General features: G+C 61.6%; 27 protein-coding genes. 2 read left to right on the top strand and 25 right to left on the bottom strand.

Going from position 1 to position 25,922, the window contains the following annotated elements; translation table 11 throughout:
* Positions 1-5: 5 nt before the first annotated feature.
* The 8 genes from VGM61_RS07305 to VGM61_RS07270 all read right to left on the bottom strand — a co-directional run bounded on the left by VGM61_RS07305 (position 6) and on the right by VGM61_RS07270 (position 9,322).
* The gene (locus VGM61_RS07305) at positions 6-1,220 is read right to left on the bottom strand and encodes a D-alanyl-D-alanine carboxypeptidase family protein (protein ID WP_331522098.1); all 1,215 of its coding nucleotides are present in this window, start codon (positions 1,218-1,220) and stop codon (positions 6-8) included.
* Positions 1,221-1,278: 58 nt separating this feature from the next.
* Positions 1,279-2,505, bottom strand: coding sequence for a septal ring lytic transglycosylase RlpA family protein (locus VGM61_RS07300; RefSeq protein ID WP_331522097.1), 1,227 nt, complete (start codon positions 2,503-2,505; stop codon positions 1,279-1,281).
* A 26-nt stretch (positions 2,506-2,531) separates the two neighbouring features.
* Entirely contained in the window at positions 2,532-3,524 is a 993-nt protein-coding gene (mltB, locus tag VGM61_RS07295; RefSeq protein ID WP_414694814.1) for a lytic murein transglycosylase B, read from the bottom strand.
* An 82-nt stretch (positions 3,525-3,606) separates the two neighbouring features.
* Positions 3,607-4,722, bottom strand: coding sequence for a rod shape-determining protein RodA (rodA, locus tag VGM61_RS07290; protein WP_331522096.1), 1,116 nt, complete (start codon positions 4,720-4,722; stop codon positions 3,607-3,609).
* On the bottom strand, positions 4,719-6,701 hold the full coding sequence (gene mrdA / locus VGM61_RS07285; protein ID WP_331522095.1) for a penicillin-binding protein 2: 1,983 nt from the start codon (positions 6,699-6,701) through the stop codon (positions 4,719-4,721). Before mrdA ends, rodA begins: the two co-directional genes overlap by 4 nt.
* A complete protein-coding gene (gene mreD, locus VGM61_RS07280) occupies positions 6,698-7,189 on the bottom strand; it encodes a rod shape-determining protein MreD (RefSeq protein WP_331522094.1) in 492 nt (163 codons plus the stop codon). Before mreD ends, mrdA begins: the two co-directional genes overlap by 4 nt.
* Positions 7,186-8,178 carry a rod shape-determining protein MreC gene (gene mreC, locus VGM61_RS07275; RefSeq protein WP_331522093.1) on the bottom strand — a complete coding sequence of 331 codons (993 nt, stop codon included), beginning with the start codon at positions 8,176-8,178 and terminating at the stop codon, positions 7,186-7,188. The genes mreD and mreC overlap by 4 nt, the downstream gene beginning before the upstream one ends.
* Before the next feature lie 97 nt (positions 8,179-8,275).
* The gene (locus VGM61_RS07270; RefSeq protein ID WP_331522092.1) at positions 8,276-9,322 is read right to left on the bottom strand and encodes a rod shape-determining protein; all 1,047 of its coding nucleotides are present in this window, start codon (positions 9,320-9,322) and stop codon (positions 8,276-8,278) included.
* A 249-nt stretch (positions 9,323-9,571) separates the two neighbouring features.
* Between VGM61_RS07270 and VGM61_RS07265 the strand changes: the two genes are divergently transcribed.
* Positions 9,572-10,507, top strand: a complete 936-nt coding sequence (locus tag VGM61_RS07265; RefSeq protein WP_331522091.1) for a carbohydrate kinase family protein — start codon at positions 9,572-9,574, stop codon at positions 10,505-10,507.
* Positions 10,508-10,518: 11 nt separating this feature from the next.
* Here the strand turns inward: VGM61_RS07265 and VGM61_RS07260 are convergent, their stop codons facing one another.
* Complete coding sequence (locus VGM61_RS07260; RefSeq protein ID WP_331522090.1) at positions 10,519-11,745, bottom strand: SGNH/GDSL hydrolase family protein; 1,227 nt, start codon at positions 11,743-11,745, stop codon at positions 10,519-10,521.
* 197 nt (positions 11,746-11,942) lie between these two features.
* Between VGM61_RS07260 and VGM61_RS07255 the strand changes: the two genes are divergently transcribed.
* Positions 11,943-12,752: a hypothetical protein gene (locus tag VGM61_RS07255; RefSeq protein WP_331522089.1), complete on the top strand. Its 810-nt coding sequence runs from the start codon at positions 11,943-11,945 to the stop codon at positions 12,750-12,752.
* Between the two features lie 37 nt (positions 12,753-12,789).
* Here VGM61_RS07255 and VGM61_RS07250 read toward each other — a convergent pair whose 3' ends face one another.
* The 16 genes from VGM61_RS07250 to VGM61_RS07175 form a co-directional block, all read right to left on the bottom strand.
* Entirely contained in the window at positions 12,790-13,245 is a 456-nt protein-coding gene (locus VGM61_RS07250; protein ID WP_331522088.1) for a PA2169 family four-helix-bundle protein, read from the bottom strand.
* A 132-nt stretch (positions 13,246-13,377) separates the two neighbouring features.
* Positions 13,378-14,202: an SDR family oxidoreductase gene (locus VGM61_RS07245; RefSeq protein WP_331522087.1), complete on the bottom strand. Its 825-nt coding sequence runs from the start codon at positions 14,200-14,202 to the stop codon at positions 13,378-13,380.
* 54 nt (positions 14,203-14,256) lie between these two features.
* Positions 14,257-14,496, bottom strand: coding sequence for a hypothetical protein (locus VGM61_RS07240; protein ID WP_331522086.1), 240 nt, complete (start codon positions 14,494-14,496; stop codon positions 14,257-14,259).
* A gap of 13 nt (positions 14,497-14,509) precedes the next feature.
* Complete coding sequence (locus VGM61_RS07235) at positions 14,510-15,166, bottom strand: hypothetical protein (RefSeq protein WP_331522085.1); 657 nt, start codon at positions 15,164-15,166, stop codon at positions 14,510-14,512.
* Positions 15,144-15,692: a hypothetical protein gene (locus VGM61_RS07230; RefSeq protein WP_331522083.1), complete on the bottom strand. Its 549-nt coding sequence runs from the start codon at positions 15,690-15,692 to the stop codon at positions 15,144-15,146. Before VGM61_RS07230 ends, VGM61_RS07235 begins: the two co-directional genes overlap by 23 nt.
* Positions 15,692-16,453, bottom strand: coding sequence for a type III secretion system inner membrane ring lipoprotein SctJ (gene sctJ / locus VGM61_RS07225; RefSeq protein WP_331522081.1), 762 nt, complete (start codon positions 16,451-16,453; stop codon positions 15,692-15,694). Before sctJ ends, VGM61_RS07230 begins: the two co-directional genes overlap by 1 nt.
* Complete coding sequence (gene sctI / locus VGM61_RS07220) at positions 16,453-16,737, bottom strand: type III secretion system inner rod subunit SctI (protein WP_331522080.1); 285 nt, start codon at positions 16,735-16,737, stop codon at positions 16,453-16,455. Before sctI ends, sctJ begins: the two co-directional genes overlap by 1 nt.
* An 8-nt stretch (positions 16,738-16,745) precedes the next feature.
* Positions 16,746-17,057: an EscF/YscF/HrpA family type III secretion system needle major subunit gene (locus tag VGM61_RS07215; protein WP_331522079.1), complete on the bottom strand. Its 312-nt coding sequence runs from the start codon at positions 17,055-17,057 to the stop codon at positions 16,746-16,748.
* A 3-nt stretch (positions 17,058-17,060) separates the two neighbouring features.
* On the bottom strand, positions 17,061-18,233 hold the full coding sequence (locus VGM61_RS07210) for a PrgH/EprH family type III secretion apparatus protein (RefSeq protein WP_331522078.1): 1,173 nt from the start codon (positions 18,231-18,233) through the stop codon (positions 17,061-17,063).
* Positions 18,234-18,238: 5 nt separating this feature from the next.
* Entirely contained in the window at positions 18,239-18,838 is a 600-nt protein-coding gene (locus VGM61_RS07205; RefSeq protein WP_331522077.1) for a lytic transglycosylase domain-containing protein, read from the bottom strand.
* Positions 18,835-19,113 carry an acyl carrier protein gene (locus VGM61_RS07200; protein ID WP_331522076.1) on the bottom strand — a complete coding sequence of 93 codons (279 nt, stop codon included), beginning with the start codon at positions 19,111-19,113 and terminating at the stop codon, positions 18,835-18,837. The genes VGM61_RS07205 and VGM61_RS07200 overlap by 4 nt, the downstream gene beginning before the upstream one ends.
* A gap of 102 nt (positions 19,114-19,215) precedes the next feature.
* Positions 19,216-20,844, bottom strand: a complete 1,629-nt coding sequence (locus VGM61_RS07195; RefSeq protein WP_331522075.1) for a hypothetical protein — start codon at positions 20,842-20,844, stop codon at positions 19,216-19,218.
* Positions 20,845-21,433: 589 nt separating this feature from the next.
* Positions 21,434-22,333, bottom strand: coding sequence for an IpaD/SipD/SspD family type III secretion system needle tip protein (locus VGM61_RS07190; RefSeq protein WP_331522074.1), 900 nt, complete (start codon positions 22,331-22,333; stop codon positions 21,434-21,436).
* A 21-nt stretch (positions 22,334-22,354) separates the two neighbouring features.
* Positions 22,355-23,617 (bottom strand): hypothetical protein, encoded by a 1,263-nt coding sequence (locus VGM61_RS07185; protein WP_331522072.1) that lies wholly within the window; start codon positions 23,615-23,617, stop codon positions 22,355-22,357.
* Positions 23,618-23,648: 31 nt separating this feature from the next.
* Positions 23,649-25,310: a type III secretion system translocon subunit SctE gene (sctE, locus tag VGM61_RS07180; RefSeq protein WP_331522071.1), complete on the bottom strand. Its 1,662-nt coding sequence runs from the start codon at positions 25,308-25,310 to the stop codon at positions 23,649-23,651.
* Positions 25,311-25,390: 80 nt separating this feature from the next.
* Complete coding sequence (locus tag VGM61_RS07175; RefSeq protein WP_331522070.1) at positions 25,391-25,915, bottom strand: SycD/LcrH family type III secretion system chaperone; 525 nt, start codon at positions 25,913-25,915, stop codon at positions 25,391-25,393.
* Positions 25,916-25,922 lie beyond the last annotated feature (7 nt).

The raw sequence follows: 25,922 nt of genomic DNA, 5'->3' as shown, positions 1-25,922 counted from the left end.
TCCGCTTATTTCTTGTCGCTATGGAACCACAACATGATGGTGTCCCACAGCCGCGAGAAGAAGCCGCCTTCGGGCGCATCTTCCAGTGCAACCAGCGGCGTGCTGGACACCGGCTGGCCATCGAGCGTGATGCGCAGGGTGCCCACCTGCTGTCCCTTCTTGAAGGGGGCGATCAGGGTGGCGGGGACATCCATGTCAGCCTTGAGCTTGTCGTAGTCGCCGCGCTTGACGGTAACTAGCACGTCATCGGTAACGCCCAGCGGCAGGGTATTTTCGGCGCCCTTCCAGAGCTTGGGCGTAGCCAGCGGTTTGGCGTGGTCGTAGAGCTTGTGCGATTCGTAGAAGCGGAAGCCATAGTTCATCAATGCCAGCGCAGCGTCGGCACGGCCTTTTTCGCTGCTGGCGCCCATGACGATGGCGATCATGCGCGAATCGCCCACCTTCGACGATGCGGCCAGGCAGTAGCCGGCAGCTGCGGTATGGCCGGTCTTGATGCCGTCGACGTTGTTGTCGCGCCACAGCAGCAGGTTGCGGTTGTGCTGCTTGATGCCATTCCACTCGAATTCCTTCACCGCGGAGATCGCGTAATCCTCGGGGAAGTCGTGGACAAGGGCGCGGGACAGGATGGCGATATCGCGCGCCGTGGTGTAGTGATTGGCGATCGGGTAGCCCGAAGCGTTCTGGAACTGCGAGTGCGTCATGCCGATCTGCTTGGCGTACGCATTCATCAGGTTGGCGAAGGCGGGCTCGGATCCTGCGGTGTGCTCGGCCAGCGCAATGGCGGCATCGTTGCCCGACTGGATGATCATGCCGTAGAGCAGGTCTTTCAGGTCGACCTGGCTGTTGAGCTTCAGGAAGCTGGTGGAACCGTCGGTGCCGGCGCCACCACCGCGCCATGCGTTCTCGCTGATGGTCACCTGGTCGTTCATATGGATCTTGCCGTTGGCAATTTCCGCCGACACCACGTAGTCGGTCATGATCTTGGTGATCGAGGCGGGCTCGACCTGAAGGTCTGGATCCTTCGAGGCGAGGATCTGCCCGGTGTTGTAGTCCATCAGCACCCAGCTCTTGCCGTCGACTTCCGGCGGCGGCGGCACCGGCGCCTCAGGCACCACTGGCCGCGGCACGGGCACCGGCCGCGGCGGGGCGGTCTGGGCGGCAGCGGCGGCAATGAGCAGCGTGGCGGAGAGGGCGAGCAGCGAACGGGGCGCAAATTTCATCGTTAAGTTAAGTCCGGTAAGGTCTTTAAAGTGGTGCCATGGCCTCAAGGCCAAGCGCTCAGTCTACCGCGACAGAGGGTCGGGGCAGGCCAAGGCCTGCAATCTGGTCGGTCACGCGGTCGGCGGTGTCGACGTCCGCCAGCGGCCCCACGCGCACGCGGCGCACGGGGTGGCCATTGAGATCGCCCTGGATGACGCTCACCGGCCCAAGGCCTGCCCTGGTGAGCTGGTCGGCCACACGCGAGGCATTGGCAAGATCGGAGAAAGCGCCCACTTGCAGGTAGATTTTCGGTTTGGGATTGACGGTTGGGACCGCAGGCGGGCCTGAGGGTTCCGGCGGCAGCGCCGACGCGATACTAGCGGAGGCAATATCGCCCGCCGAGGGGGCGGTGACCGGGCGCATCGGTGGCGGAACGATGGCAGCGCTGGCCGCGTCGCCGGGGCTGGTGCTGGCGGGGGGCTGGAAGGCGACGCGCGAGCTGGCTTGCGGGGCGGTGGTCGCGGCCCGGGCTGGGCGCGACACGACGCCAGCGACGGCGGGGCCGGTAGCGATCAACGACGATGGACGCGTGGGTGCCGGCGACGAAACGGCACGTGAAGCCGACGAGGACGCCGCGCTCGAGGACACCAGCGTGCCAGGCGCATCCGGATGGTCCGGGTCGATCGCACGAACTTCCACCAGTCCCGTGCCCTTGGGCCAGACGCCGATCTTCACCGCCGCGGCATAGGAAAGATCGATGATGCGGTTCTCGTGGAACGGGCCGCGATCGTTGATCCTGACCACGACCGTCTTGCCGTTCTCCAGGTTGGTCACCCTGGCATAACTGGGTAGCGGCAATGTCTTATGTGCCGCGGTGAACTGGTACATGTCGTAGTTCTCGAAGTTCGAGGTCTTGTACCCGTGGAATTTCGAACCATAGAACGATGCGATGCCACGCTCGTCGTAGCCGCTGGCATTGGGTAGCACCGTGTAGGACTTGCCCAGCACGCTATAGGGGCTCTTGTTGCCGTAGAGCGAGCGCGGCTCACTGCGCGGGGTGGGCTCTACCAGCTTGCTGACATCGAGGTTGTCGTTGGGAACGCTGTCGTTGTCCACCCCGTAGCGGGAGCTTTGCGAACGGCTGGTGTCGTCGTTGACCCCGCCGCGGCGCGCCGGCGAGCCCACATTGCCCCGCGATGTCGATCCCTTTGACGACCGTGTCCTCGAACCACCGCAGGCGGCCAGCAGCGCCACCAGGCCTGCGATCAGGCACAACATGGCCAGCCGGCGCCACGGCCGTGCCATCGGGGAGTCGGTTCGACGCGCGGCAATCATTGCAGGACGGTAGATCCACGCACCTGCGTGGCAATGGCCTGCGCCAGCTGGTTTACCGCCATGGCGTACAGCGGGCTGCGGTTGTACTTGGTAATGACCAGGAAGTTATTGAATGTGAACCAGTATTCATCGCCCATGGGGCCGTCGAGGCGTACCACAGTGGCTTCGCGGCCTGGGTCGGTATGCTGCAACGGCGCAAAGCCCCAGGCCATGAACTGTTCCAGGCTCCAGCGCGGTACGAAATCGTTGATCTCGGGAAGTTCAGGCGATCCATCGGGCTGCGCACGCATCGCCACCGGGCCGCCGGCTTCCCAACCGTGTTTGGCAAAATAGTTGGCCACGCTGGCGAGGATATCGGGTAAGGAATGACGCATGTCGATATGCCCGTTGCCATCGGCATCCACGCCCCAGTCCCGGATCGAGGTGGGCATGAACTGGCCCCAGCCCTGGGCGCCGGCATAGGAACCCACAAGGGTATCGATGGGGCCGGCAAGATGATTGTCCGGCAGCATCAACAGGGCCTTGAGCTGCTCACGGAAGAACGGCGCCCGCTTGGGGTAGTAGAAGGCCAGGGTGACCAGCGCGTCGATCACCTTGTACTTGCCCAGCACCTTGCCGTAGCTGGTTTCAACGCCCACGATCGCCACGATGATTTCCGGTGCCACCCCGTACTTGCGCGCCGTGTCGTCCACCAGCACACGGTTGGCACGATAGAACGCCACGCCCTCGCCGATGCGCTTGTCGGTCATGAAGATCGGGCGGTAATCACGCCAGGGCTTGGCTTCGGCCGGGCGGTTCATCGCATCGATGATGCTTTGCTGCATCTTCGCCTTGTCCAGGATGGCGGTGAGTGCCTTGGGGCTTTTGCCCGTGGCCCTGGCCACTTCGCGCACCAGTGCCGCTTCGCCGGGGTGGGTTTCAGCGCGGGCGACGCCGGATGGCAACGCGCACGCTGCCAGGCAGAAACACAACATCAGCGACTTGAGCATATCGTTAGAGGGTAACCAATCCGGCACGCAATTGCCGCCCGCATGATTGCAGGTCGACACGCACGCCGTCACCCCTGGACAGCTAGGTGTGTATTTTCTGGTTGGCGTGGATCGACATCAATACGCCGAAGCCCGTGAGCAACGATACCGCCGAAGTGCCGCCGTAACTCACCAGCGGCATCGGCACGCCCACCACGGGCAGCATGCCGGCCACCATGCCACCGTTGACGAATACGTAGACGAAGAAACTCATGGCAATCGCGCCGGCAAGCAGGCGCGAGTAGGTGTCTCGCGCGTTCATGGCAATCCACAGGCAGCGGCCGATGATGAACGCATATAGCAGCACGATGCCGATCACCCCGACCAGGCCGAATTCTTCGGAGAAAACGGCGAAGATGAAGTCGGTGGTGTGTTCGGGCAGGAATTCCAGGCGCGACTGCGTGCTTTGCTGCCAGCCCTTGCCGAACAGGCCGCCTGAACCCACCGCGATCTGCGACTGGATGATGTGCCAGCCGTTCCCCAGGGGGTCCGATTCAGGATCCAGCAGTGTGCGCACGCGGTTGCGCTGGTATTCGTGCAGGAAATGCCAGGCCACCGGGATCATCCCGCCGACGGCGCCTACCAGCATACCGATGCGCCACCAGGCCATGCCGGACAGGAACAGGGCGAAGGCGCCGGCAGCGGCCACCAGCAGCGCCGTGCCGAGGTCCGGCTGCTCGGCAATCAGGGCAGCCGGGACGACAATCAGCATGCCGACCACCACGATGTCCTTCCACGAAGGCGGCAGCTGCCGCGGATGCAGGTACCAGGCCACCATCATCGGCATGGTCAGCTTCAACAATTCCGACGGCTGGAAACGCATCACGCCCAGGTCCAGCCAGCGATAGGCACCCCTGCCCTCGCCCAGCACCGCCACTACCACCAGCAGGCCGGTGCTGCCGATGTACAGCCAGGGCGTCCATGAGCGCAGCACCGGTGGCGGAACACGCGAGATCACCAGGATCAACAGGCCGCCCAGCGCGAAACGCGCCGCCTGCCCGATCACCAGTCCCATGTTGCCGCCACCGGCGCTGTAGAGCGTGGCCAGCCCGACGCCGCCCAGCACGATAAGCGCACCGATCAACGGAAGATCCACACGCGGCCGGCGCAACACCCGCCGCGCGAAGCGCTGCATGCGGATGGCGAAGGTATCAATCATGGCGTGTCCTCGGTGCTGGCGGCATCGGCCGGGGCCAGCTCGCTGGGATCGGCCGGTTCCTGCGTCGGCGGCGGCACGGCCGGCGCTGGTGGGGGCAAGGCGCTGGACGAAGGTGGGGCGGGACGTTCGCCGCCCTCATCGACCACCCACTGGTCCAATATCTTGCGCGCGATGGGGCCGGAGTCCTTCGCGCCCCACGCGCCAGCCTCCAGGATCACCGCCACGGCGATCTTGGGATCTTCCGCTGGCGTGAAGGCGATGAACAGGGCGCGATGACGCGTGGCGAGATAGGCCGTGCTCTTGCGGGTGTCATAGGCATTGGTGGTACGGGAGAAACGCTCGGCCGTGCCCGATTTGCCGGCAATGACGTAGGGGAAACCTATGCCCAGGCCCTTGCCCGTGCCCACGCCATTGATCACCGCCGTCATGCCTTGGTTGATGACGTCCCAGTTCGCCGGTTTGGTGATGATCGACGGGCCGCTGGGGTTCCACGGCACGTCCACGGGCTTCGCATCCACGCCATCCTGCGTGCGCAGCAACAGGTGTGGCGTGTAGGGAATGCCCTTGCCCGCAATGGTGGCGGTGGCATGGGCCAGCTGCAATGCGGTCACCGCCCAGTAGCCCTGGCCGATGCCGGCGATGATGGTTTCGCCGGGATACCAGCCATCCTTGCTGCGCGTCGCCTTCCACTCCCGCGACGGCAGGATGCCCGGTACCTCACCCACCAGGTCGATACCTGTCTTCTCGCCAAAACTGAACTTGCGCAGGAAGGTCGAGAAGCGGTCAATACCCAGGTCCATCGCCAACCGGTAGAAGTAGGTATTGGTGGACAGTTCAATCGCCCGCACCATGTTCACGGTGCCATCGCCGCCCTGCTTGTCGTCGCGATAGCAGCGCGACTGCCCCGGGATACAGAACTCACCCGTGGACAGCACGGTGTCGCTTGGGCGCCTGACGCCATATTCCAGGCCCGCCAGGGCAATGAAAGGCTTCACGGTGGAACCGGGTGGATACACGCCGCGCAACGCGCGGTTGTATAGCGGCTTGTCTTCGGAGGTCATCAGCGAGTGGTAATCCTGGCTGCTGATTCCGTTGACGAAGAGGTTAGGATCGAAGCTGGGCACGCTGACGAAGGCCAGTACCTGGCCATTGCGCGGATCGATCGCCACGGCGGCGCCCAGGCGGCCGTTGAACGCATCCTCTGCCGCCTTCTGCAGGCGCACGTCGATGGAAAGGTAGATGTTCTTGCCCGGCGTGGGCGCATGGGTTTCCAGCACCTGCTGCACGCGGCCATCGGCGTTCACTTCCACCAGTTCATAGCCGGGCGTGCCATGCAGCAGGTCTTCGTAGCTGCGCTCGATGCCGATGCGCCCCACGTGGGTGGTGCCCTTGTAGCGGGTGGGGTCGAGCCGGGCCACGTCGTCGGCATCGATCCGGCTGACATAACCGATCACATGCGCCATGTGTTCGCCCAGCGGGTAGCGCCGGGTGAGGTAAGGCACGATGTCCACACCAGGGAACCGCCACTGGTTGATCGCGAAGCGGGCGATCTCATCCTCGGTCATCTTCAGCTTCAGCGGCACACCATCGAATCGACGGCTTTGCTTTACCTGCTTGCGGAAGGTCTCGATGTCCTCTTCGCTCAACGGCACCACCGACCCGATGGTGGCGAGCATCTTGTCCATGTCCGGCACCTGGTCGGGCGTGGCCTCCAGGCGGAACGCGGGCACGTTGTCAGCCAGCAACACGCCGTTGCGGTCGTAGATCAGGCCACGCGCCGGCGGAATCGCCCGGGGCTTGATGGAATTCTGCTGCGAGCGCAGGGCGAATTCATCGTGGCGCTGCACCTGCAGCACCACATAGCGGCCGATCAGCGCGGAGAGCCCGATCAGGATCAGGAAGAAGCCAGCGAAGGCGCGCCGGCGGAAGAGATCGGCCTCGCCCCGGCTTTCCTTGAATGCGGTGCGCTTGAGTTTCATGCCTCGTGGATGCGCAGGCGCGCACGCAGGTCATCGAGGATCAGGAACACAAAGGGCCAGAATGCTGCGCCGACGAAAGGCGACAGCCAATAAGCCGCCGGCGGCATCGGTTCACCGCCCAGCACGCGTACCAGGAACAACAGCACGCGGTCATTCATCAACAGGCCCAGCACGGCCAGGGTCTGTTGCCACATGGGGAAGAAGCGCAATCGCGAACGAAAACGCAGCGCAATGAACACCAGCGCCGTCAGCCGCAGGGCCTGCTCGCCCAGTAGCACGCCGTCGAAGATGTCGGCCCCCACACCGACACAGAAGGCCAGGCCCAGGGTGACGCGGTCGGACGACTCCAGCGACCAGTACAGCAGGAATAGCGCCGGCCAATAGGGCTTGAGCGGCTGGATCGGGGCCGGCAGCGGGATCAGCATCAGCAGCAGCGAGGCCAGCAAGGTGCCGGCGAACCAAAGGCCGCGGATGCGCGCGCGACTCATCGTGCACCTCCACTGGTGGTAGCACGCGCCGGGGCTGCCCTGGCAGCCGGCAACCGGGCAGTCGACGGGGAAGCCGGCGAATCCATGGGACCTTCAAGGCTCGCTGGCGGTCCGTCCACGGAAGCCGCCGCTGGCGGTCCCACGGGCTCGGCAAGGTCGTGCAACAGCAGCACATCATCACTTCTTGCGATGTCGGCGGCAGGTTTCGCCCTGGCGGCCAGGAACATACCCGATTCGGTCTGTCCCGACTCGGTGATCTCGCCCACCGGGAAACCCGGCGGAAAACGACCGCCCAGGCCCGAGGTGACCAGCTTGTCGCCCACGCGAACATCGGCCGACACCGGGATGTTCGGCAAGGTAAGCGAATCCCCGCCCTGCGAGCCATAAGCCACCGTGCGCAGGCCGGTGCGCTCGATGGTCACGGGAACGGCGTGGTTGGGGTCGGTAATCAACATGGCCGTGGACGTAGTGGGCATCACTTCGATCACCTGCCCCATCACGCCGCGAGCATCGATCACCACCTGGCCCACGGAAACGCCATCGCGGGCGCCCAGGTTCAAGGTGACCCGGTGGCGATAGGCACCAAGGTCGACATCGATCAGGCGCGCCAGCTGCACCGTGATGCCCAGGCTGTGCTGGGTGTCGAGCAATTCCTTCAGGCGTTCATTCTGTTCGGCCACCGAGGCCATGCGGTTGAGCTTGGCATTGGCCAGCAGGAGATTTTCGCGCAGGCGCTGGTTGGCCTCGGTCAGCAACTTGCGGTCCGCGAAGGCCACGGACGCGGCCCGGAAAGCATCGGAGGGGAGCGCTGCCAGGCGGTAAACCGGCTCGATAATCGCAGAGCCACCCTCGCGCAGGTGGCTCATCCAGCCGTTGCGGTGATCGAGCACCATCAGTACGCAAGCCAGCGCCATGTAGACGATCAGACGCAAGGTGCCCGCGACGGAGGGCGAGAATAGCGGGGACGAGCCGTCGCGGTTTAGGGCCATGGGCTAGCTTGGATCTTCAGGTAGGGACGGGCGTACCCGCGAAACATCGGCCTCGAGGGTGCGGTGCCTGCGCGCAAGCTCCTACAACGGGAAAGGGCTACTCCGGGGCGAAGAAATCGCTGCCGTGCTGGTCGATCAGTTCCAGCGCCTTGCCACCGCCACGGGCGACACAGGTGAGGGGCTCATCGGCCACCTGCACGTGCAGGCCGGTTTCTTCCGAGACCAGGCGGTCCAGGTCGCGCAGCAGGGCGCCGCCGCCGGTCAGCACGATGCCGCGCTCGGCAACATCAGAGCAGAGCTCCGGAGGGGTCTGCTCCAGCGCGCTTTTCACCGCGGCAACGATGCCGGAGAGCGGTTCGTGCAGCGCCTCGAGCACCTCGTTGGAGTTGATCGTGAACATGCGCGGAACACCTTCGGCCAGGTTGCGGCCGGAGATCTCGATTTCCTTGACCTCGCTCTGCGGGAACGCGCAGCCGATCTCCAGCTTGATGCGCTCGGCCGTGGATTCACCAATCAAGGTGCCGTGGTTGCGGCGCACGTAGTTGATGATGGCCTCGTCGAAACGATCGCCGCCCACGCGCACGGACTGCGAATAAACGATGCCATTCAAGGAGATGACAGCCACTTCCGACGTCCCGCCGCCGATATCGAGCACCATCGAGCCACGCGCCTCGTGCACCGGGATGCCGGCACCGATCGCTGCGGCCATGGGTTCTTCGATCAGGAAAACGTCGCGTGCACCGGCGCCTTCGGCTGATTCCTTGATCGCGCGGCGCTCCACCTGGGTGGAACCGCAAGGTACGCACACCAGCACACGGGGGCTGGGGCGCAGCAGGCGCGAGCGGTGCACCTGCTTGATGAAGTGCTGCAGCATGGCCTCGGTCATGGTGAAGTCGGCGATCACGCCGTCCTTCATCGGACGGACCGTGGCGATATTCCCGGGGGTGCGGCCCAGCATGCGCTTGGCGTCGGTACCCACCGCTGCCACCGTGCGCGGACCACCGGGACCGCGGTCCTGGCGAATGGCGACCACGGAGGGTTCGTTCAGGACGATACCCTGGCCGCGCACATAAATGAGCGTATTGGCCGTACCCAGGTCGATGGAAATATCGTTGGAAAAGATGCCGCGAAACTTCTTGAACATGAGACCTGGGGCTGCCGGGAGGAGAAAAAGTCAACGCGTCATGGTAGTGACGCCCCCCCTCCCACGCAAGGGCGCTTTCGTTAAGAAAGCCTTGTCGAACCGAAGGATGCGCGCGATTCCTGCCACGGCACGTCGCCGGCGCCCGGAACCGGAAGATCGTCACGGGACCTGTCTTTTAGTACCATCTGGACCCTTTGCGCCCCGGCACCGGGCCGGCGCGCCCGAATAACCCTCGGGGGTAGCAGCAACATGTCAGCCGTGATTTGTGGATCCCTGGCCTACGACACCATCATGGTGTTCCCCGACCAGTTCAAGAACCACATCCTGCCGGACAAGGTGCACATCTTGAATGTGTCCTTCCTTGTGCCGCAGATGCGCCGCGAATTCGGCGGCTGCGCGGGCAACATTGCCTACAACCTGAAGTTGCTCGGCGGCGACCCGCTGCCGATGGCTACCGTGGGACAGGATTTCGCACCCTATCGCGAGCATCTTGAAAAGTTCGGCATCCCGCTCGACGGCGTGCGCGAATTCTCTGACCAGTTCACCCCGCAGTGTTTCATCACCACGGACCTGGACAACAACCAGATCACCGCCTTCCATCCGGGTGCGATGTCCAGCGCCCACCACAACCATGTGGGTGACGTGAAGGATTGCGAGTTCGGCATCGTGGCACCGGATGGCCGCGAAGCCATGTTGCAGCATACGGCCGACTTCGCCGCACGCGGCGTACCCTTCATCTTCGATCCGGGCCAGGCCATGCCGTTGTTCAGCGGCGAGGAATTCCGGACCATGATCGAACAGTCGACCTACGTGATCGTCAACGATTACGAGTCGCAGCTACTACAGCAGCGTACGGGCTGGAGCGCTTCGGACATCGCTTCGCGCGTAAAGGCGTACATCATCACGCTAGGTCCGCGTGGGTCGCTGATTCATGCCAACGGCGAGGTGATCGAGATCCCGCCGGCGCGTGAACGCCAGGTGGTCGATCCCACCGGTTGCGGTGATGCTTATCGTGCGGGCCTGATCTTCGGCATCATGAAAGGCTGGGACTGGAAGACGATTGGCCGCATGGCATCGTTGATGGGTGCGTTGAAGGTGGAACACCCGGGCACGCAGAACCAGCACTTTACCTACGAGGAATTCGCTGGGGCGTTTGAGGAACAGTTCGGCTACAAGCTGGGCTAACCGCGGGGAGCTTACTTTCGACGTGAGGCGATGAAGTCTGCCATCGCCTCGCCCAGCACGGCATGGACGCGGCGTGTGGGATGCAACTTATCCCAGAAAAGATACGTATCGGCGTTGATGCACGCCTTCGCCACGGCGTGTCGCCCTGCGTAGACCAGAGGGCCCTTGCCATGGATATCAAGGCAACTGTCACGGATGTTGTCGATGCCGTAGTCCGACGGACGTTCCAGGGTTGCCGAAAAGTGCGAAAAGGCGTCGAAGACGTCGACGCGCGCGCGTCCGGAAAGTCGCGTCCGCAGCTGCTCGAGCCCGGCATTGAAGGCCAGCACCTGTTCGCGAACGGTAAGCTCGTGCGGTGTGCCGTGCACCTCAGGCGCCAGGGAAACGTCAGGCAGGTTCATCAGAACGATGTCCCGGGCTCCATCGTCCAGCAACATGCGCGCGGCCGATTCAACATGCGCGAGTACCTGATCGGCCTGCTTGCCATAGTTGATGAAGTCATTCCCGCCGATAAGCACGACGTACACGTTGCGGTCGTCATCCACGCTGCTGGCTGTAGTTCGTAACCGGCGCCATGTAGCCACCTGCTGGACGACGCCCGGAATAAGCACGTTGCCATCCGCGGCGGCGGCGCCGAAAGCGAAGTTCACAAGATCCAATCCGGTAAGTTTCGAGGCGACTTCCGGCCACACGTGCCCGTTGCTGAATCGGCCGCCTGACCAGCTCTTCGTGTGCGGAGCCAGGTGCAAGCTACGGTTCCACGCATTGATCGTGTCGCTGAGACTGTCACCGAAGACGATCATTCGGGTGATGCCTGGCGATGCCTTGCGGGCGTCGTTGGTCCAGATGCCGTAGTCGTATGAAAACATCGTGTCGGCCGCGGTGGCCGCCATGAAGGCGCCCTCCCCTTCCCCTTCCCTGCGAAGGGTGTCGCGACACTGTGCCGCCATGGTGTCCTGCGAGATATCGGTAAAGAAAAGGTTGGCCGACTTGAGCGATGGGTACGCCCAGTGACCCTTTATCGAGAAATAAGTGCCGGTGGGTGTGCGTGCCCATGTCCAGCGTGTCTCGGGGATGTTGGCGTGCGGGTTTATGCGGTAATGGCAGCGCACGTAGGTGCTTGCATCGTGGCCAAGCGCGAATGGACGCGCGAGGGAATCGGGAACGGTGGCCTGGGCAGGAAAGGCCGTGGAACCCATTGCAATAAGGACAAGGAACAAGATGGCGGCGTGGTTCATGGCGATATTCTCGACCCGGGGACTCGCACTGTGCTCGTCGGAGCAAAGCACGTCTGCCGGCTGTGGGGTCAAACTATCGTGGTCATTTCCGCCGTTTCAGTGTCGGATATGTTCTCGCCGGTACCGGTTGGTATTTGACAGACACGACGTCGTGCGCGGCATAGCCTTACAGATGTTCCCTTCGAAGTAGGTAGAGCATGCCCAAAGCGACGAACGCCTCTTCAGCATCGAACTTGAGCGCCAGATGTTTTCATCGGCCGTGGGAAGGTTCGCGAACGGCGAGCACGTCCGGGCAGCGCGCACTGCCTTGTGGGGAACTGAAGTTCCGTGACTGGATCGAAGAGGCATTGAATGTACCGCCGCCGCTGGCTCCGGGAACCACGAGCGTAGAACAGCGCATCGGTGGAGTGGTCCTGACACAAAAATCCAGGTCTCGGCATGCCGACCCGGCCGATGATAACTGGATCATACGTACCCGCTGCTTAGCAGGCAGTATCCACTGCCGAGGTAACGACAAGAACGATTTCATAAGATGGGCGCTGCTTGCCACCGCCGCCGTGAGTTCGACCTACTGGCGTCAGTTCAGGGATGACAAAGCGCTCTGCGTACTGGATACCGATGGAGGCGTTCTGTGCAGGGCCAGTGCGGCGACGGACGGTTGTATCGACATGACGGACACCGACGCCGTCATTCAGTTGACGGACGATGGACCACAGCCGCATGGCTCCATGGTGCTAACGAAAACTTCTGGCGCCCACGGCGCGGAAGCTTTCAGCCGTGCGGCAGTGCATGCGGCGCGGCGAGACCTGGCTGCGATCACGTACTACTCCACCGCGGAATACAGCGAAATCATCGCTCATCACGGTACAAAGCTTTGCACGGCGATGTCGGTGTGGATCAAGGATCATCGCGACGATCTGACCCAGATCATCGCAAAAATACTGGCACCCACCGAGCACACGACCCCGCGAAGAACCGGGGAAGGCGCACAGCCTCCCCGGCCTTGAAGCCGATCTTCAACATCATCGTACGCGGTTGAGCCGATCAAGTCTTATTGTGCAGTGCGTGCTTGAGATCGCGCATCTGGTCGTGCCCCTGGCGTACCGAAGCATAGGCTTCATTGATGACGGTAAGCGTGGACGGCGAAACCTCTTTGTCCTTCAACGCACTCTCAAACTTCGCCTTGATGTGATCTTCGCCGCGCTCCACTTCATCCACCACGGCGGTATCGCCCGAGCTCAGGCTCTTGCGAAGATTCACGAACAGGCGGTGAGCCGAAGCCAGCACGGTGCCGTCGTCATCGGGTTTGCCGCCCAGGGTGCGAACCTGGCGCTGGAGTACCCCGGCCACCTGACGGCGTTCACCTGCGCGGCTTTGGAACAGCGAAGTGAAGCGGGTGCTCTGGGTGTCCTTGGCAGCTTCTGCATAGCCTTCGGCACTGTCGATCGTGGATTCGATAAGGCCATTAAGGACTTTCACGTCATGGTCGTTCGTGCTCATCGTCTTGTTCCTTGGTTCTGGCGTGGAAACCGCCGTGGCGGCAAGTGACGACGAGACTAGGCAAGCGCGGTAGCGAACGGTGTGAAGGCTGCGCGTGTGCGGCGTTGACTATCCCCACCCGCTGTTCAGGTATCAGGAATGGGTAGCCGTTTCCTGGGCGCGGAAATCAGCTGACCGACGGCCGACCAATCGCAAGGCCATGCCATCGGGCAGGCATTTGAACAGTATCTTGACAAGGCGATTGGCCCGACCGTTGACGTAGACGGCATCCCCATGGCCCACCGCCGCCAGTGACTGCCGGACGACGGTATCGGCATCCATCCACAACCAGCGCGGCAGCCTGGATACCAGTGACCGGGTACCGGTAACGTCGTGGAACTCGCTGTAGGTAAGGCCCGGGCACACCGCCGTAACGTGTACGCCGGCGGGCAGGTTCTCCAGTGACAGCGACTGCGAGAATTTGATCAGATACGACTTGGCCGCGGCGTAAAGGGATTGTCCGGCGGTTCCCGGCATAAGCCCAGCCAACGAGGCGACGTTGATGATGTAACCGTAGCCGCGCGCGCGCATCGCCGGCAGCAGGCGATGCGCCAGTTCGGTGGGCGCGGTTATCATCACTTGCAGGAATTGTGCATGCGTTTGCCAGGTCACCGCGTCGAAATGACCGGGTACGCCATAGCCTGCGTTGTTCACCAGCATGTCGATGCACAGGTCTCGGCGGGCCAACTCCGCAACCAGCTGCACCGGCGCTCCGGGATCGGCAAGATTCAGCGCGATAACCTGGACATCCACATGATGGCGAAGTCGTAGTTCCTCGGCCAGTGCCTGGAGTCGGTCAGCGCGCCGCGCAGTCAGTACCAAGCGATAGCCGCACGACGCCAACTGGCGCGCGAAAGCCTCACCGATGCCCGCCGAGGCTCCTGTGACCAGTGCGCGACGTGGGTTTGCGTCGTCCATGCGCTCCTCGCTTGTTACAACCGTCGCCTTGATAGCACGCGGAGCGCCGGGTAGCTAGAGCTCGTACATGCTGTCTAGCGGGGGTATGCCGCTCTCCTCTTCGTCCGCGCCCATGATACCGGCCCATATCTTGTCTCGCAGGATGCGCCGGACGGTGTCACCGACGAAATCCACCGGCTCCGGGTCCGGCTCTACGTCGTCAGCCAGGGTCTCGGCGAGTCGTTGGCTTGGCGGGATCGAGGTGTCGTGCTTCTGATGGCTCAACAAGCCGGGGATTGCAGTGAGGATTTGCATCGGTTTTTCCGGTTCATGGGGAAGGAAGCCTTGGTCCGACGACGGCATCGGCGTAGCCGGAGGCAATGGCGGCCAAGCCATCGTGAAGTACTTGCGTATCAGGCGCAGGTTGCTTGATGCCGGCATCGAACACGACATGTTCAGGGTCGTACTCAAGGACAAGTTCGCCCCGTTCCACCCGCAGGCACGGCACATCGGCCTGCTCGACGACCACCGTGTCGTCGAGGAGGATGCGCAGCGTGTGGAAAAGCTCGCCGTCCGTGCGGGGAACCTGCACCCGCGATGTTGTGCCACCTTCATCCACCACGACCTGGCAGGCTCGCTCGACCCAGGCAGTCGTGAACCCCGCTTCGGCGCAATGATCACGCAGGCATTGACGCGCCTGCACCATAACGCCTTCAAGCAGGCGGGACCGAAGTTGTCCGACGTCCTGGATGATGCCAAGGAGTACCTGCGCCGCCTGTGTGCGAGCCTCGCGATAGGCGTCTTCGGCGGCACGACGACGCAGTGCTTCGGCTTCGACCTGGGCCTCGGCGACGATGCTTGCAGCGCGACGACGGGCATAGGCGTCCAGGCGCGAGGCGGTATCGGTGCGGCGCATCGTGCTGGCGGGGATTCTTACCCCATCGACGCAACAATCCAGGGCATTAGAGGGGATGGCGCGAAGCATGGCTTAGGGCACTCCAGAAGCAAGGCAGGTCGAACGGGGCATGGTCGAGCTCGGCCATGGGCAGGTCGGCGAACTGCAGACTGATCCGGCTGGAGAGCCACGCAGGCAGCGAGGGTGCCAGCGCCGCCAGGGTTGCGCCACCCAAGCCGACGAGTGCCTCCTGGCTGCTGATGCCTTCGGGAGGCTCCTTGCCCGACACGGTGAAACCTATCCGCATGAAGGCGTGGATCGACGGCGGCAGGCCGGCAAAGAAGCGCGATGCCTGTAGGGACCGCGCGTGGCGAGCCGCAGCCATGTATGCCGCAGCTGAACGCAGGTTGGCCCAACCACGAATGATGCGGGCCACGCCTTCGCTAAGTGGGGCCCTGCCGTCATACGATGGCAGTCGATACTCCGCGTGCAGGTAATCGTTCAGGGCCGATCGCTGCCGTGGTGACCAGGCGCGGCGATCGTCGTCGTTCCAGCAGGCGAAATACCCCGCTGGATCGAAGAGGATGTTCATGACTGCCGGCGACAGGCCACGCATCAGCGATTCTCCCGTGGCCGCCATCGGGAGGCCATCAGTGTGCGCCAGCGCCCTGCGCGTCCGCGTGCAAGTGCAAAGGCGATGACGGCCCCGGCTGCCGTCAACGCCGCGGCACCCGCAAGCCAGGCCGTGACAGCGTCGGCATCGCGACGTGCAGGGGTGACGGCCACCACGCGTTCGGGAGGCGCGCGCGTGACCAGCACCGATACATTGTCGTACTCCACGCGTGCGAAGCTGTTCTTCAGGAAACGCTTGACTGCCTGTACCAGGATGTCTGCGTCGCCGCCGCCGCGATGCACGAGCAAGGCTGCCACGTGCATCGGCACGTCTTCGTCGCGACGTGAAGCCACCCGGCGCGTGTCGTAGCTCACATGCACGCGGGCTTCGGCTACCCCTTCAAAACGAGCCAGTGATTGCTCGAGGCGCTGTTCGATGGCGGAATAAAGCCTCGCACGCTCGCCTTCAGGCGTGCTGACCATGGCGTCGGCCGGAAACGCCGAAGCGATCTCCACTCGTGGCGCACTGGGCAGGTTTTCACGCTGGACGACCTCCACAGCGTCGCCCATATCCGCGGATGGCACGTCGACCACAAAACCGGCCTTCCCCGCCGACCGCTTGCTGGCGTCGATGTTCTGAGCTAGCAACACGGCAACAACTTCGTTGGCCTGACGTTCGGTCAATCCTTGCAACAGGGGTTTGTCGCAGGCAGCAAGGAGCCCGCAAGCCAGCAAGATGACGCCGGTTTTCAGGTAGGTACTCATTACGATTTCAGCAGGGTTTCGATGGTTTCGGTGGCTTTCTTCATACCCTGCGAGAAAACCTGTGTCTGAATGGCATGATGGGCCATATCCAGCTGAAGGCCCAGCACGGCTTCGGGCCTGCTGGCCGTGTGCGGGTCGTGCACGCGGCGCAGGATGTCTTTCTTCTGCCAATCGGATTCCACATGCAGCTGGGCGTAGGCCATGCGCAGGTGATCTTCCATGGAGGTGATGGGGCCGACCGGTTGCAGCATCGTGGCGATCGACCCGAGAGCGGAGACGTCCATGGTGGTCGTCAGCCCACGTTGCGAACGTTGTTGGACAAGGTGTCCTTCAACGACTTGACTGAGTTGGACTGCAGCATGCGATACAGGTTGTACTGCGAGAGTTTTTCCTGGTAGTCGGCCAGGTAGGTGGCATTGGAAGGATCGTTGTCGAGCTTGTCCAGGGCGTCAGTGAGTGCGCCCTTGAGGTTCGACACACCACTATCAAACTGTCTGGAATGTTCGGTGAGCCAACCGTTCCACGGACCATCGGTTTCAGGGCCGCCATCCCAGCTTCGACCAGCCCGGGCCATCGCATCGGAGGGGAAAAAAGCAGTAGCCATTGGTTAACTTCCTTTCTGGGGAGTGGAGAAAACCCAGCTGCCACGGCCGAGGGCCACCAGCTGGTCGTTGTCGTACTGGAATGAACGCCCCTTGAGAAGGTCGTCCCACATGCGGATACGGAAGGTGATTCGGCGTGTGCCCCATTCCTTGCCGAACTCCTCGGCAGCGAGGGACATGGCGCGAAGACCTCGGTCGTCGAGATAGGCGGCGTTGACCAGGGCCATACCGGCCGTGGTCCGCTCACCACGCACCTCGATCGAGGCCTGGGCTAGCTGCGCTGTTGCGCGTCGATAGAGGTCGGCATCACCGATGGACTCGATGCGCGCGTCGGAGGCGTAGGGCGCTGCGTCCATGACTTGGCTGCGAACAGCAGCGGCGACACCCGGCAACACGCCAGTGTCGCTGGAAAGCATGACCGAGGGCGATGACGGTGAATCCAGGCGGACAATCACAAGATCCAGCTTCCTACGTACCAGGGTGGACTCGATACGTTCTCTTTCCTGCTGGCGCGAAAGCACCACGACCTCACCCCAGCCTGCGCGTCGGGTGGCGCGACGCGCCCATGCGATGTCGTCCGCGTCGCCCATGACGTAAAACTTTCCGTCGCGACCCGCAACGACTGTGTAACGATCACCAGCATTGGCCAGTACTTGCTCGATCGAGCGCACCTGGGACCGAGTGACCAGATAGCGGGCGCCCAGAGCGAGACATACCAACGCCGCCGTAGCGGCCACACCGAGCAGCGAACGACGATGCCAGCGCTGGAAACGGCTGCGATCCCGCACTGCCAAGGAGGCCGGTGGTGGTGCAAAACCGAGTACCTGTGTAGACCAGGGCTCATTCGCGCGCCGGAGCGCCAGATGAATACCCGCGACGGTGTGGACTTGCTGGGTGGCGATATCGCGGAAGGACATATCCGCTGCACCATCGAGGATTTCACCCACCTGCGACACCGAAGGCTCATCAGCCGGGATGCGAATGATGAAGCTACTTTCAAGCGCGTCGTCAGGAATGAAGTAGGTATTTTCCGCGCGTCCCAGAAGTTCAGCCGCGCTGCCGTCAAGCAACTGCCGCCGGGGACCGATACGGAACAGCCAGTCGCCTGCTTCCAGCGTGTATTCGATGCCCTGCAGCGTGCCGCTGAGAAGCTTGAGGATGTATGGCGTGGTAGTCATGGCGATCAGGGGGCCGGCGTGGAGGTAGCGGTTCGATAACGAGTGAGTACAGCACCCACGTAGGCAACCGTATCGGGAAAGGGGGGCACGCCCTGATGGCGTCGCACGGCACCTTCACCAGCGTGGTACGCCGCGACGGACTTGCGTACATCACCGTGGAAACGCTGGAGCAACCCGGCAAGATGAAGTGTGCCAACCCTGAGGTTCTCCTCCGGATCGAGCAGGTCGCCTGGCCGGTACGGCCGTGCGGTTGCAGGCATCAATTGCATCAGGCCTTTGGCGCCCTTGGGCGAAAGAGCGCGCGCGTTGTAAGACGACTCGACGGCGACCACCGCATGCACCAGGCGAGCGTCGATCCGGGCACGAGCCGCTGCCTGGGCAATGTGCCGTTGAAAGCGACTGGGCGTACGTACCGGCGCTGAAGAGGCCCCGAAGCTATCGTGAGAGGCGACCAGAAACGGAGGCCAACCGGGATATCTCTGGTTCCGGGACACCTCCAGTTCGCCTAACGGACTGATGCGTGCAAACAACAGGAGCGCATCGGCGGCTGCAGACGCCGGCAGCATCGCCATGCCCAGGCCAACCACCAGTACCGGCCATATCATGAGAGTGCCCTGCTGGCCTGCAGCAGGCTGTCGACAAGGTCGTTGACCGTCCGCAAACGGGCAGCCGCCGAAGGCTCCAGCAGAACACCCGTCTCATCATGAATCACATCGAGTACGTGATACAGCGTGAGCGAATCTATATCGAGCTGCGACTGAAGAAGGCTATGTCCTTCCACTATTGAAGCTTCGACGTGCTGGACCGAAGCAATCGCCTTACCAACCATCAAACACATCGAGGCTCGTGCCTGGACCTGCAAATGTTCCTTCACAGCCATCTCCGATCTACCGCAGGCGCTCTGCCTGGTAACAATGAGAATGGTAGCGAGTGAGCAGCGGGCGATCCATCAGAGGCGTCTTAATTGCACGGAAACATTTAGTCAGTTATCTGCTTTACCTTTAGCCCACTCGTTTTGATATAACCACGCTCCTCTCACAGCATCCCGATAGCCCGATTCATCAGCGTCCTTACCTGTCTTGAGCAGCTCATCAAGGGAAGCCGAGGGGCCGGTGGCGCTAGTGGTCATCTTGACGACATGCTGAGTGTCTCGTGCTCGACCTTCCTCATCCACCTTTCCCACGGGATCCAAAGAGTAACCACGAGAACCGAGGACGCGCCCCTGGAAGCTGATGGACTGCGATGGCTGACTGGCGGATGAGCGAGTCGGAGTCGACGGAGTGAACAGCGGGGGTAGGGGTATTTCGACGTGTGCCGTAGAACCCCGTGAATAATCGGGCGTTGGAGTTCGATCCGAACTTCTATTGGCCGTGTCGTCGTTCATTCGAAATTCAAGGGTAGAAGGGCGTTGGACTATTTCCTCACCACCCGCGGACTGATCGGACTCTGAGCGAATATTTGTAAGCTCTGACGAGACAGACGCGATCCCTGCCCTGTCCTTAAAGGTCTCCCACTCGATAACCACCTCACCCAACTGGCGAGTAAGTTCTTTGTCTTCATCCTTCGCGCCCAACTCGTCGGACAAGCTATCGACACCCATCGATATATACCTGCGCGATGGCACCGCATCAACCTCGACTCCACGTTCTGCTTGCTCGTCACGAGATTGAGTGTCGGAGATCTTCGGATCACGAGTCTGGGATGCGGCGACCGATTGAACTTTGTCGGCAAGGTGCCTAATGAGTGGCTCTAGTAATGCGAAAATCTTTTCAAAGACATCATTCATTCGCCCAAAATCGTTAGTGACAGTGACGGCACCGGTATGGGCGTAGTTACCGCCCGCGGGCATCCCGGAGGGCCAGGCGGAAGGGGTTTCGGCGCCGGGCGACACGGGCGAAGTGTTTTGCTGCGCCGGATGCCTCTTCAAGAGCTGGGGGATAGTGAAAAAAGCTTCCATCGCCCTCCGAAGACCCACGCTGTTGGTGAGATACATGTCGACCATCTGCAACCATTGATCGACTTGTCGCTCATTTAACTCACCCACCACATCATTGATGCCATCGAGATTTCCACCGTTCGTCCCGGCGACTGACGTGATGACTTCTTGATAGAGCTCCGAACGAGTGAGTTCGGCGAACCCTTCTTGCGGCCCTAGCTCAAGGAACGCCTGGCGAGCCAGCTTATCTACTTGGTTGACACGGGTCGTCTGCTTCTGGATGGACAAAGTGCCGCGATCCATGAGATCGGACAGATCTGTCACCCTGTCGACAAGTTCAACGTACGCACGGGAGGCATTGTCGGATAAACCTTTATCGCCTTCTACGCCCTTCATCGCCTCCAGAACGAGAGCCCATGGCCCTAACTTCTCCTGAAAGCATTGATCGTCCTTAAGCTTCACCAAGCCCGGGTACTTCTCAAACATTTCGGCAGCAGCTCTCGACGCGGCCCGGTCGAAGGCATCAATACCACTTGGCGTGAGCCCGACATTCGGCGGGGGTCGAGAGATCAAAGCGTCGCGTGGGGTGATTGAGGCGATCACATTGGATATGACATTCGGACGTGGGTGCATGAGAACATCTTTGGCTCGCAACATGCCGATGATCGATTGCATTTGCACATTCTGTTGCACACTTGGCGGCATATCTCGACTTCCTTAAAGAGCGAATGGCGGCGGCGGCGGAGCCACGTAGTGATTAGCCCCGTACGCTGAATTAGACGCAGCGATGTGGGAGCAGTTAGCTTGCCAGAGTAAATTGGCGTCCATCTGACGCGCATGTCTATCTCTCTGTAAATCCCAAAAACTAGGCTCACGTTCCAATTCCGCAGAACTTAATCCATGCCTGGAATCGGGGCTCCGGCGCGCCCCGGCGGATGCGCATGGTTGGGACGATTTTGCGGGGAATTGCGTAGCCTTCATCGCGGCAATGTATATCCTTGTATCCATTAGACGCTGATCGTGCATAGCGCGGTACCTCAACGAGCCGCTGCTTACATGCGGCGCATTTCTCACGAATTTTGGAGTTTTCGGGGCCGGCCTAGACGCGGTCTTAGCCTGGTTGTCGTCATCTGATCGACAACTGAAACAGCTGGACATTAAACTAATCAGACCCATAAGCTCGCATGCTCCTTGTCTCGATCAAATGAGGTCCCTTCCATCATCGTCATGGCCCGCGGCTTCTTCTTGTCAAACGCGGCGAGCATCAAGTCGGCAAAAAACCTTCCATCATCTTCATCATCGATTCAATCAACGAGCTAAGAAGCTTGATGAGGTTGTCGTAGGTGGAGTTGGCGCGCGAGAATGCTTCCGCTGTTGCCTGCGCAGCCGTGTTGAGGCTGGCGACGGCAGATTCACGCTTATTGGTCCAGGTGTTGAACAAGATATTGTAGATTTTTCCAGTTTTCGGCATCTGCGCTAGCAGATCGCTTGCCTGCCTGGTGTCGATCTGGACTTCCCACTTGTCACCCACCTGCACTACTTTAAACGCTGGCGCGAGGGATTCGCCGAGTTTGTCGGCCTCGGCCTTCGAGCTGAACGACCCAATAGACCAGGCTTTATCAATAATTCCCTGGAGTAGGATATCGGCGCCGTTGCGGTTGAAATTCACGCCATTTTCGTCGCCATTGACGCCATCAGACTTGATCTCATTCAAAGCTTCTCGGATTTCATCGAAGTACTTGGTGAATTCTGTGATGGCCTCTTGGTAGTACGCCAGGTAGCCCGAATCCAGATCGCTGAGCATGTCTTTGATCTTGTCGAAGAGCTCCTGCTCGGTAGGCGTGAATGCGGGCTCGTCGTCTTGAGCCTCGAGCATTTCATCCATCGCTTTTTTGGATCGAAGCAGATTCTTGGCGGCTTCGTCTACGTCGCTCTCGACACGGTCTATGTCCACCAAAGAAACATCCTTCGTGGCCGCGGAACGGCTCAGCTTATCCGTAGCACCCCGTAGCAGTTCGCGCGAATGGCGAAGTCGATCGAGGTGCCTGAAGATGTCCTCCTGGGCGGCGAACTCCCCGAGAGACTCGCTCTCGGGTTCCAGCATAGTGACCATCGCCGGCATTACGGGATGAACTGGATTGACGTGACTGACGTGCATATTCATGGCGTTGTTACTCCGTCAGATTCAGGCCGCACGGGCGATAACGATCGTGCTGTTTCGCTCGAATTCCTGGCGTGCAATCGCCTGCAAGATCTGCAGCATCTTGGCGCTCACCTCGGCGTGGGCTGCGGCCGAGTCACGCTCAGTATCGGCGGTACCCTGAGCGACGTCTGCGTCGGACTTGGCCAAGGTGCTGGCTTGCTGGTTCATGGAGGCGGCGTAGAACCCGCTTTGCACGGCGATCTGGGATGCCGCGGCGGCACCTTGCATGAGAGGCTGGCCATATGCAATCTTGTCCTGTGCATAGGACGAGTCAAGAAGATGTTTGGTATGTGCAGCTGAAGCACTAGTCGCATCCTTGGCGGGCCGCTCGACCAGCTCCTTAGCCCCGGATTTCTGCTCGGCCTTCATGCTCTCATAGGCCGCACTATTTCCATTGTTGGCCAGCCTGTTGATTTCAACCTCTTCGTTCGCAGCAAGCTTGTTAGCTTTCGAGGTGGCTTCATTGGAAGAGGCTGTGTGCCTATTGGAGACCTTCAGATTGTCGTTGATCGACGTACGCGTATCTTTGTTGCCGCCGAGAATCTTCATCGTCCCGGCCCCCGCCAGCCCAGCAGTGAGCGCCAACCCCGCCGCCGCACCCGCGACGTTAGCTTTCGCCGCGCTCACCAGCTGATCAGCACTGATCTTGGTGCTGGCCACGTTAAGCCGCAGCTGTGCCGCTTGGTCTTCCTTGGCCGAGTCGCGCAACAGGTCGGCCAGGATAAGGAGGGCGATCAGTGCTTTCAGGCGATCCATGGACGGTGAGGTCGCGGGCGCGTCGCCCTCATTGCCGACACCGGGAACGGTATCTTCGTCGCGCTTGTTGGCGCCTTCGGCAGGTGCCAGCGTAGTGCGTAACCCATTCGTGGCGGTTACGGACTGCGCGAGCATCGGGTCGATCTGGTCCAGCATATCCAGGGGATCGAGCGCCGGGTTTTCCATCAGCATACGGGCAGCCGTAGTGGCGGCGTCGTTCATCATTGGGTTGATGTGAGCAACGTGCTGCGAACCTTCAATGACGGAGGCGATGACGCGCGCGAGTTCCTGGGGCACTTGCGCTGCGGAGGATGGCGTCGTCAAGATGATGTCTGCGCCGTGAGGGGCAATGTCAGTCGCGCGTTCGGAGGCCAGTTCGCTCACAGCCATATCGCTGGCCGTCACTTTCGCGGCTGAGTTTTCTGATGCGGCTCTGCTGCTGGCTTCGTGAAAACGGGGAGATGCGTTGCTTATGGTGATCGTGGTCATGGGGTGTCCTGTCGAAGCAAAAGGGGGGCATTCAGGCGCGCATCTGCTGAGCGATGAACACGCCCGCGCTGTGATGCTGGGCGAAGAGGCGGCTGATCATCTGGCGAACGTTCTCCACCGTGGCGTTACTGGCCACGAAAGTATCCACCGCTTGCTGCATGAGATCGCGCAGGATGCGGCTATTGGCGAAGGACATCATCATCTGACCTTCGATCTCCGCCGCTTTGCGTTGCATGTCGGCCACGGCGACGCCACCCGCTCCCTGGGCAGTCTGATTCGCCGCCATCCCTACTGTGGCTGCGTCCGACACATAGGTCATGCGGATCGCAGCTTTTTCGTGCGTGTCTGCAAAGGCCTTGCTCATCGCCGCGGGAATCCGTGAGAACGATTGGGACGCCGACTTTGCCGCAGACTTCACGGCCGCAGGTACCAGGGCGCCCATGTTCTTGGCGACGTTCTTGATAATTTCGTTGCCGAATTTTTCCATGAACTTGCTGGCGCCGGACTTGGCGACAACAGCGACAGCAATGATGATCGCCACGGCGGCGATGGCTCCGAGGATGGTGGCGGCCAGATTCAGTGCTTGCTTGTCGATATCCACGCCGATGAGGTCGGCAACGCCCTCGACGACCGACACGAATACATCGGTCAGGAACTTCATCATCGGCATCAGCACGTTTTCGATCAGCGGAGAAAGCGCCGCACCCAGCACAGAGAACCCGGTGACTTCCTCTGCAATAGCCAGGGCCAGGCCGATAGCGGCCAGGGCTAGGCTGGCGCCGCCGGTGAACGGTGCCGCCACCACGGATACGACAGTGACTACCCAGCCGACGATTTTGCCCCAGCAGCCCATTTTTTCCTGAAGATCTTTGGCTTTCTTCACCTCCGCTTCGTATTCGCGGGCGCGCTTCTGATTGGCCTCCTCAGCGGCCTTCAACTGCATCTGGATGGTTTCGGATTGACGGGTCAGGTCTTCCTGGCTTAGCTGGGCAAGGAGATCATTGAGCTTGGCCAGGGCTTCCGTTTTGCGTGAAATCGTGGATTGGGTACGGCCGATGTGGTCTTCGCTGCCAGCAACACCGGGACGGGCCTGTAACTGCAATTGCTGGACGTCTTCCTGGATACCGTTCAGGTGATCGATGGCGTCGGCGGCGTTGGCCAGCGCTTCCATCGCATTCACCTGGAGGGCGGAGGCATGACCTTCCGCGGCCTTGAGGTTAGCGGTGAGTGCATCGTGTTCGGGGGAGCCCGGCGTCGCGGCGGCAAGCTCCTGGCGCAGCCGCTGGACTTCCTTGCGGGCCATACGCGCCTCGGCTTCAGCGGCCTCGGCCATGCCAGCGGCTTCCGTCCCCGCCTGTGCCGCTGCGTCCTGGGCGGCCAGTGCCGCCTCCAGGTCTGCACCCAGCTGTGCAAGCTGGCTGCCTTGGCTTTGGATCCGCATCAGGTGGTTCTTGAGCTTGTTCATGAGCGAAGAAAGGCTCACATCGTTCAGCACGGCCTGCAGTTCGGCCAGCAGCTTGAGAAGCGCCGCCTTGGCTGAGAGGCCTTTTTCCGCTTCCGCCTGAATCGTGTTGGCTGACGGTTCGCGCAATGCAACGCCTTCGACACCATGCTGACTGCGCGATGGCCCGAGTGCGGCGTCGGCGCGGGTTGCCAGTAGCGCTTCGGTCGCCTTATGGATGCTGCCGAGCAAGGCGTCGGGTGCCTTGCCGAACGCACGGGCGGCTTCGGCAATCGCTGGATTCGCCGTGATGGCGGCGGTCGAGCTTGAGATCATGCGGATGCTCCATGGGGTGGTTCACCATTTCCTTCCACGGAAATGGCTTCGAGATAAATCTGGGCTTTGGCGATCAGGCGGTCGTCTGTGGAGTTCTCAACCACGCGCTCGAAGCACGAGCGCGCCGTGTCGAGGGTTCCCAGCTTCAGATGACATTGACCCGCCTGGAGCAAAGGTCGCAGGTCAAAACGGGACAAGGCGTAGGCGAGCGCGTAGGCATCGATGGCCTGCTGATAGCGCTTTCGCATCTGCAGCACGGCGCCGAGGCCGAGCGCGTATTCAGCATTGTAGAAGTCGTAAAGGCACAGGAAACGGAAGAAGGTTTCTGCTTCGTCCAGCTTGCCTTCCTGGTAAAACTTGTAGGCGTACGCGTACACACCTTCCATCGCGTCGTCACTTATGCCATGGATTTCCTTCAGCGAGGCGCCGTCGAAGATCGCCTGCACGAGGGACTGTGCGAGATCTTCTCCGGACGGCTCGGTGCCCGTGCTGTCCTCCACGGCTTCTGCCGATGCATTCATGCTGCCT

This window comes from Pinirhizobacter sp. (genome assembly GCF_036499745.1).
Classification (GTDB): domain Bacteria; phylum Pseudomonadota; class Gammaproteobacteria; order Xanthomonadales; family Rhodanobacteraceae; genus Pinirhizobacter.
Note: the sequence above shows the minus strand (reverse complement) of the source record. Positions and strands in the feature narration are given on the sequence as shown.

Coding starts and splice junctions, on each gene's coding strand:
- VGM61_RS07305 (WP_331522098.1), bottom strand. CDS start 1,220: ATGAAATTTGCGCCCCGTTCGCTGCTCGCCCTCTCCGCCACGCTGCTC.
- VGM61_RS07300 (WP_331522097.1), bottom strand. CDS start 2,505: ATGGCACGGCCGTGGCGCCGGCTGGCCATGTTGTGCCTGATCGCAGGC.
- mltB (WP_414694814.1), bottom strand. CDS start 3,524: ATGCTCAAGTCGCTGATGTTGTGTTTCTGCCTGGCAGCGTGCGCGTTG.
- rodA (WP_331522096.1), bottom strand. CDS start 4,722: ATGATTGATACCTTCGCCATCCGCATGCAGCGCTTCGCGCGGCGGGTG.
- mrdA (WP_331522095.1), bottom strand. CDS start 6,701: ATGAAACTCAAGCGCACCGCATTCAAGGAAAGCCGGGGCGAGGCCGAT.
- mreD (WP_331522094.1), bottom strand. CDS start 7,189: ATGAGTCGCGCGCGCATCCGCGGCCTTTGGTTCGCCGGCACCTTGCTG.
- mreC (WP_331522093.1), bottom strand. CDS start 8,178: ATGGCCCTAAACCGCGACGGCTCGTCCCCGCTATTCTCGCCCTCCGTC.
- VGM61_RS07270 (WP_331522092.1), bottom strand. CDS start 9,322: ATGTTCAAGAAGTTTCGCGGCATCTTTTCCAACGATATTTCCATCGAC.
- VGM61_RS07265 (WP_331522091.1), top strand. CDS start 9,572: ATGTCAGCCGTGATTTGTGGATCCCTGGCCTACGACACCATCATGGTG.
- VGM61_RS07260 (WP_331522090.1), bottom strand. CDS start 11,745: ATGAACCACGCCGCCATCTTGTTCCTTGTCCTTATTGCAATGGGTTCC.
- VGM61_RS07255 (WP_331522089.1), top strand. CDS start 11,943: ATGCCCAAAGCGACGAACGCCTCTTCAGCATCGAACTTGAGCGCCAGA.
- VGM61_RS07250 (WP_331522088.1), bottom strand. CDS start 13,245: ATGAGCACGAACGACCATGACGTGAAAGTCCTTAATGGCCTTATCGAA.
- VGM61_RS07245 (WP_331522087.1), bottom strand. CDS start 14,202: ATGGACGACGCAAACCCACGTCGCGCACTGGTCACAGGAGCCTCGGCG.
- VGM61_RS07240 (WP_331522086.1), bottom strand. CDS start 14,496: ATGCAAATCCTCACTGCAATCCCCGGCTTGTTGAGCCATCAGAAGCAC.
- VGM61_RS07235 (WP_331522085.1), bottom strand. CDS start 15,166: ATGCTTCGCGCCATCCCCTCTAATGCCCTGGATTGTTGCGTCGATGGG.
- VGM61_RS07230 (WP_331522083.1), bottom strand. CDS start 15,692: ATGCGTGGCCTGTCGCCGGCAGTCATGAACATCCTCTTCGATCCAGCG.
- sctJ (WP_331522081.1), bottom strand. CDS start 16,453: ATGAGTACCTACCTGAAAACCGGCGTCATCTTGCTGGCTTGCGGGCTC.
- sctI (WP_331522080.1), bottom strand. CDS start 16,737: ATGGACGTCTCCGCTCTCGGGTCGATCGCCACGATGCTGCAACCGGTC.
- VGM61_RS07215 (WP_331522079.1), bottom strand. CDS start 17,057: ATGGCTACTGCTTTTTTCCCCTCCGATGCGATGGCCCGGGCTGGTCGA.
- VGM61_RS07210 (WP_331522078.1), bottom strand. CDS start 18,233: ATGACTACCACGCCATACATCCTCAAGCTTCTCAGCGGCACGCTGCAG.
- VGM61_RS07205 (WP_331522077.1), bottom strand. CDS start 18,838: ATGATATGGCCGGTACTGGTGGTTGGCCTGGGCATGGCGATGCTGCCG.
- VGM61_RS07200 (WP_331522076.1), bottom strand. CDS start 19,113: ATGGCTGTGAAGGAACATTTGCAGGTCCAGGCACGAGCCTCGATGTGT.
- VGM61_RS07195 (WP_331522075.1), bottom strand. CDS start 20,844: ATGCAATCGATCATCGGCATGTTGCGAGCCAAAGATGTTCTCATGCAC.
- VGM61_RS07190 (WP_331522074.1), bottom strand. CDS start 22,333: ATGAATATGCACGTCAGTCACGTCAATCCAGTTCATCCCGTAATGCCG.
- VGM61_RS07185 (WP_331522072.1), bottom strand. CDS start 23,617: ATGACCACGATCACCATAAGCAACGCATCTCCCCGTTTTCACGAAGCC.
- VGM61_RS07175 (WP_331522070.1), bottom strand. CDS start 25,915: ATGAATGCATCGGCAGAAGCCGTGGAGGACAGCACGGGCACCGAGCCG.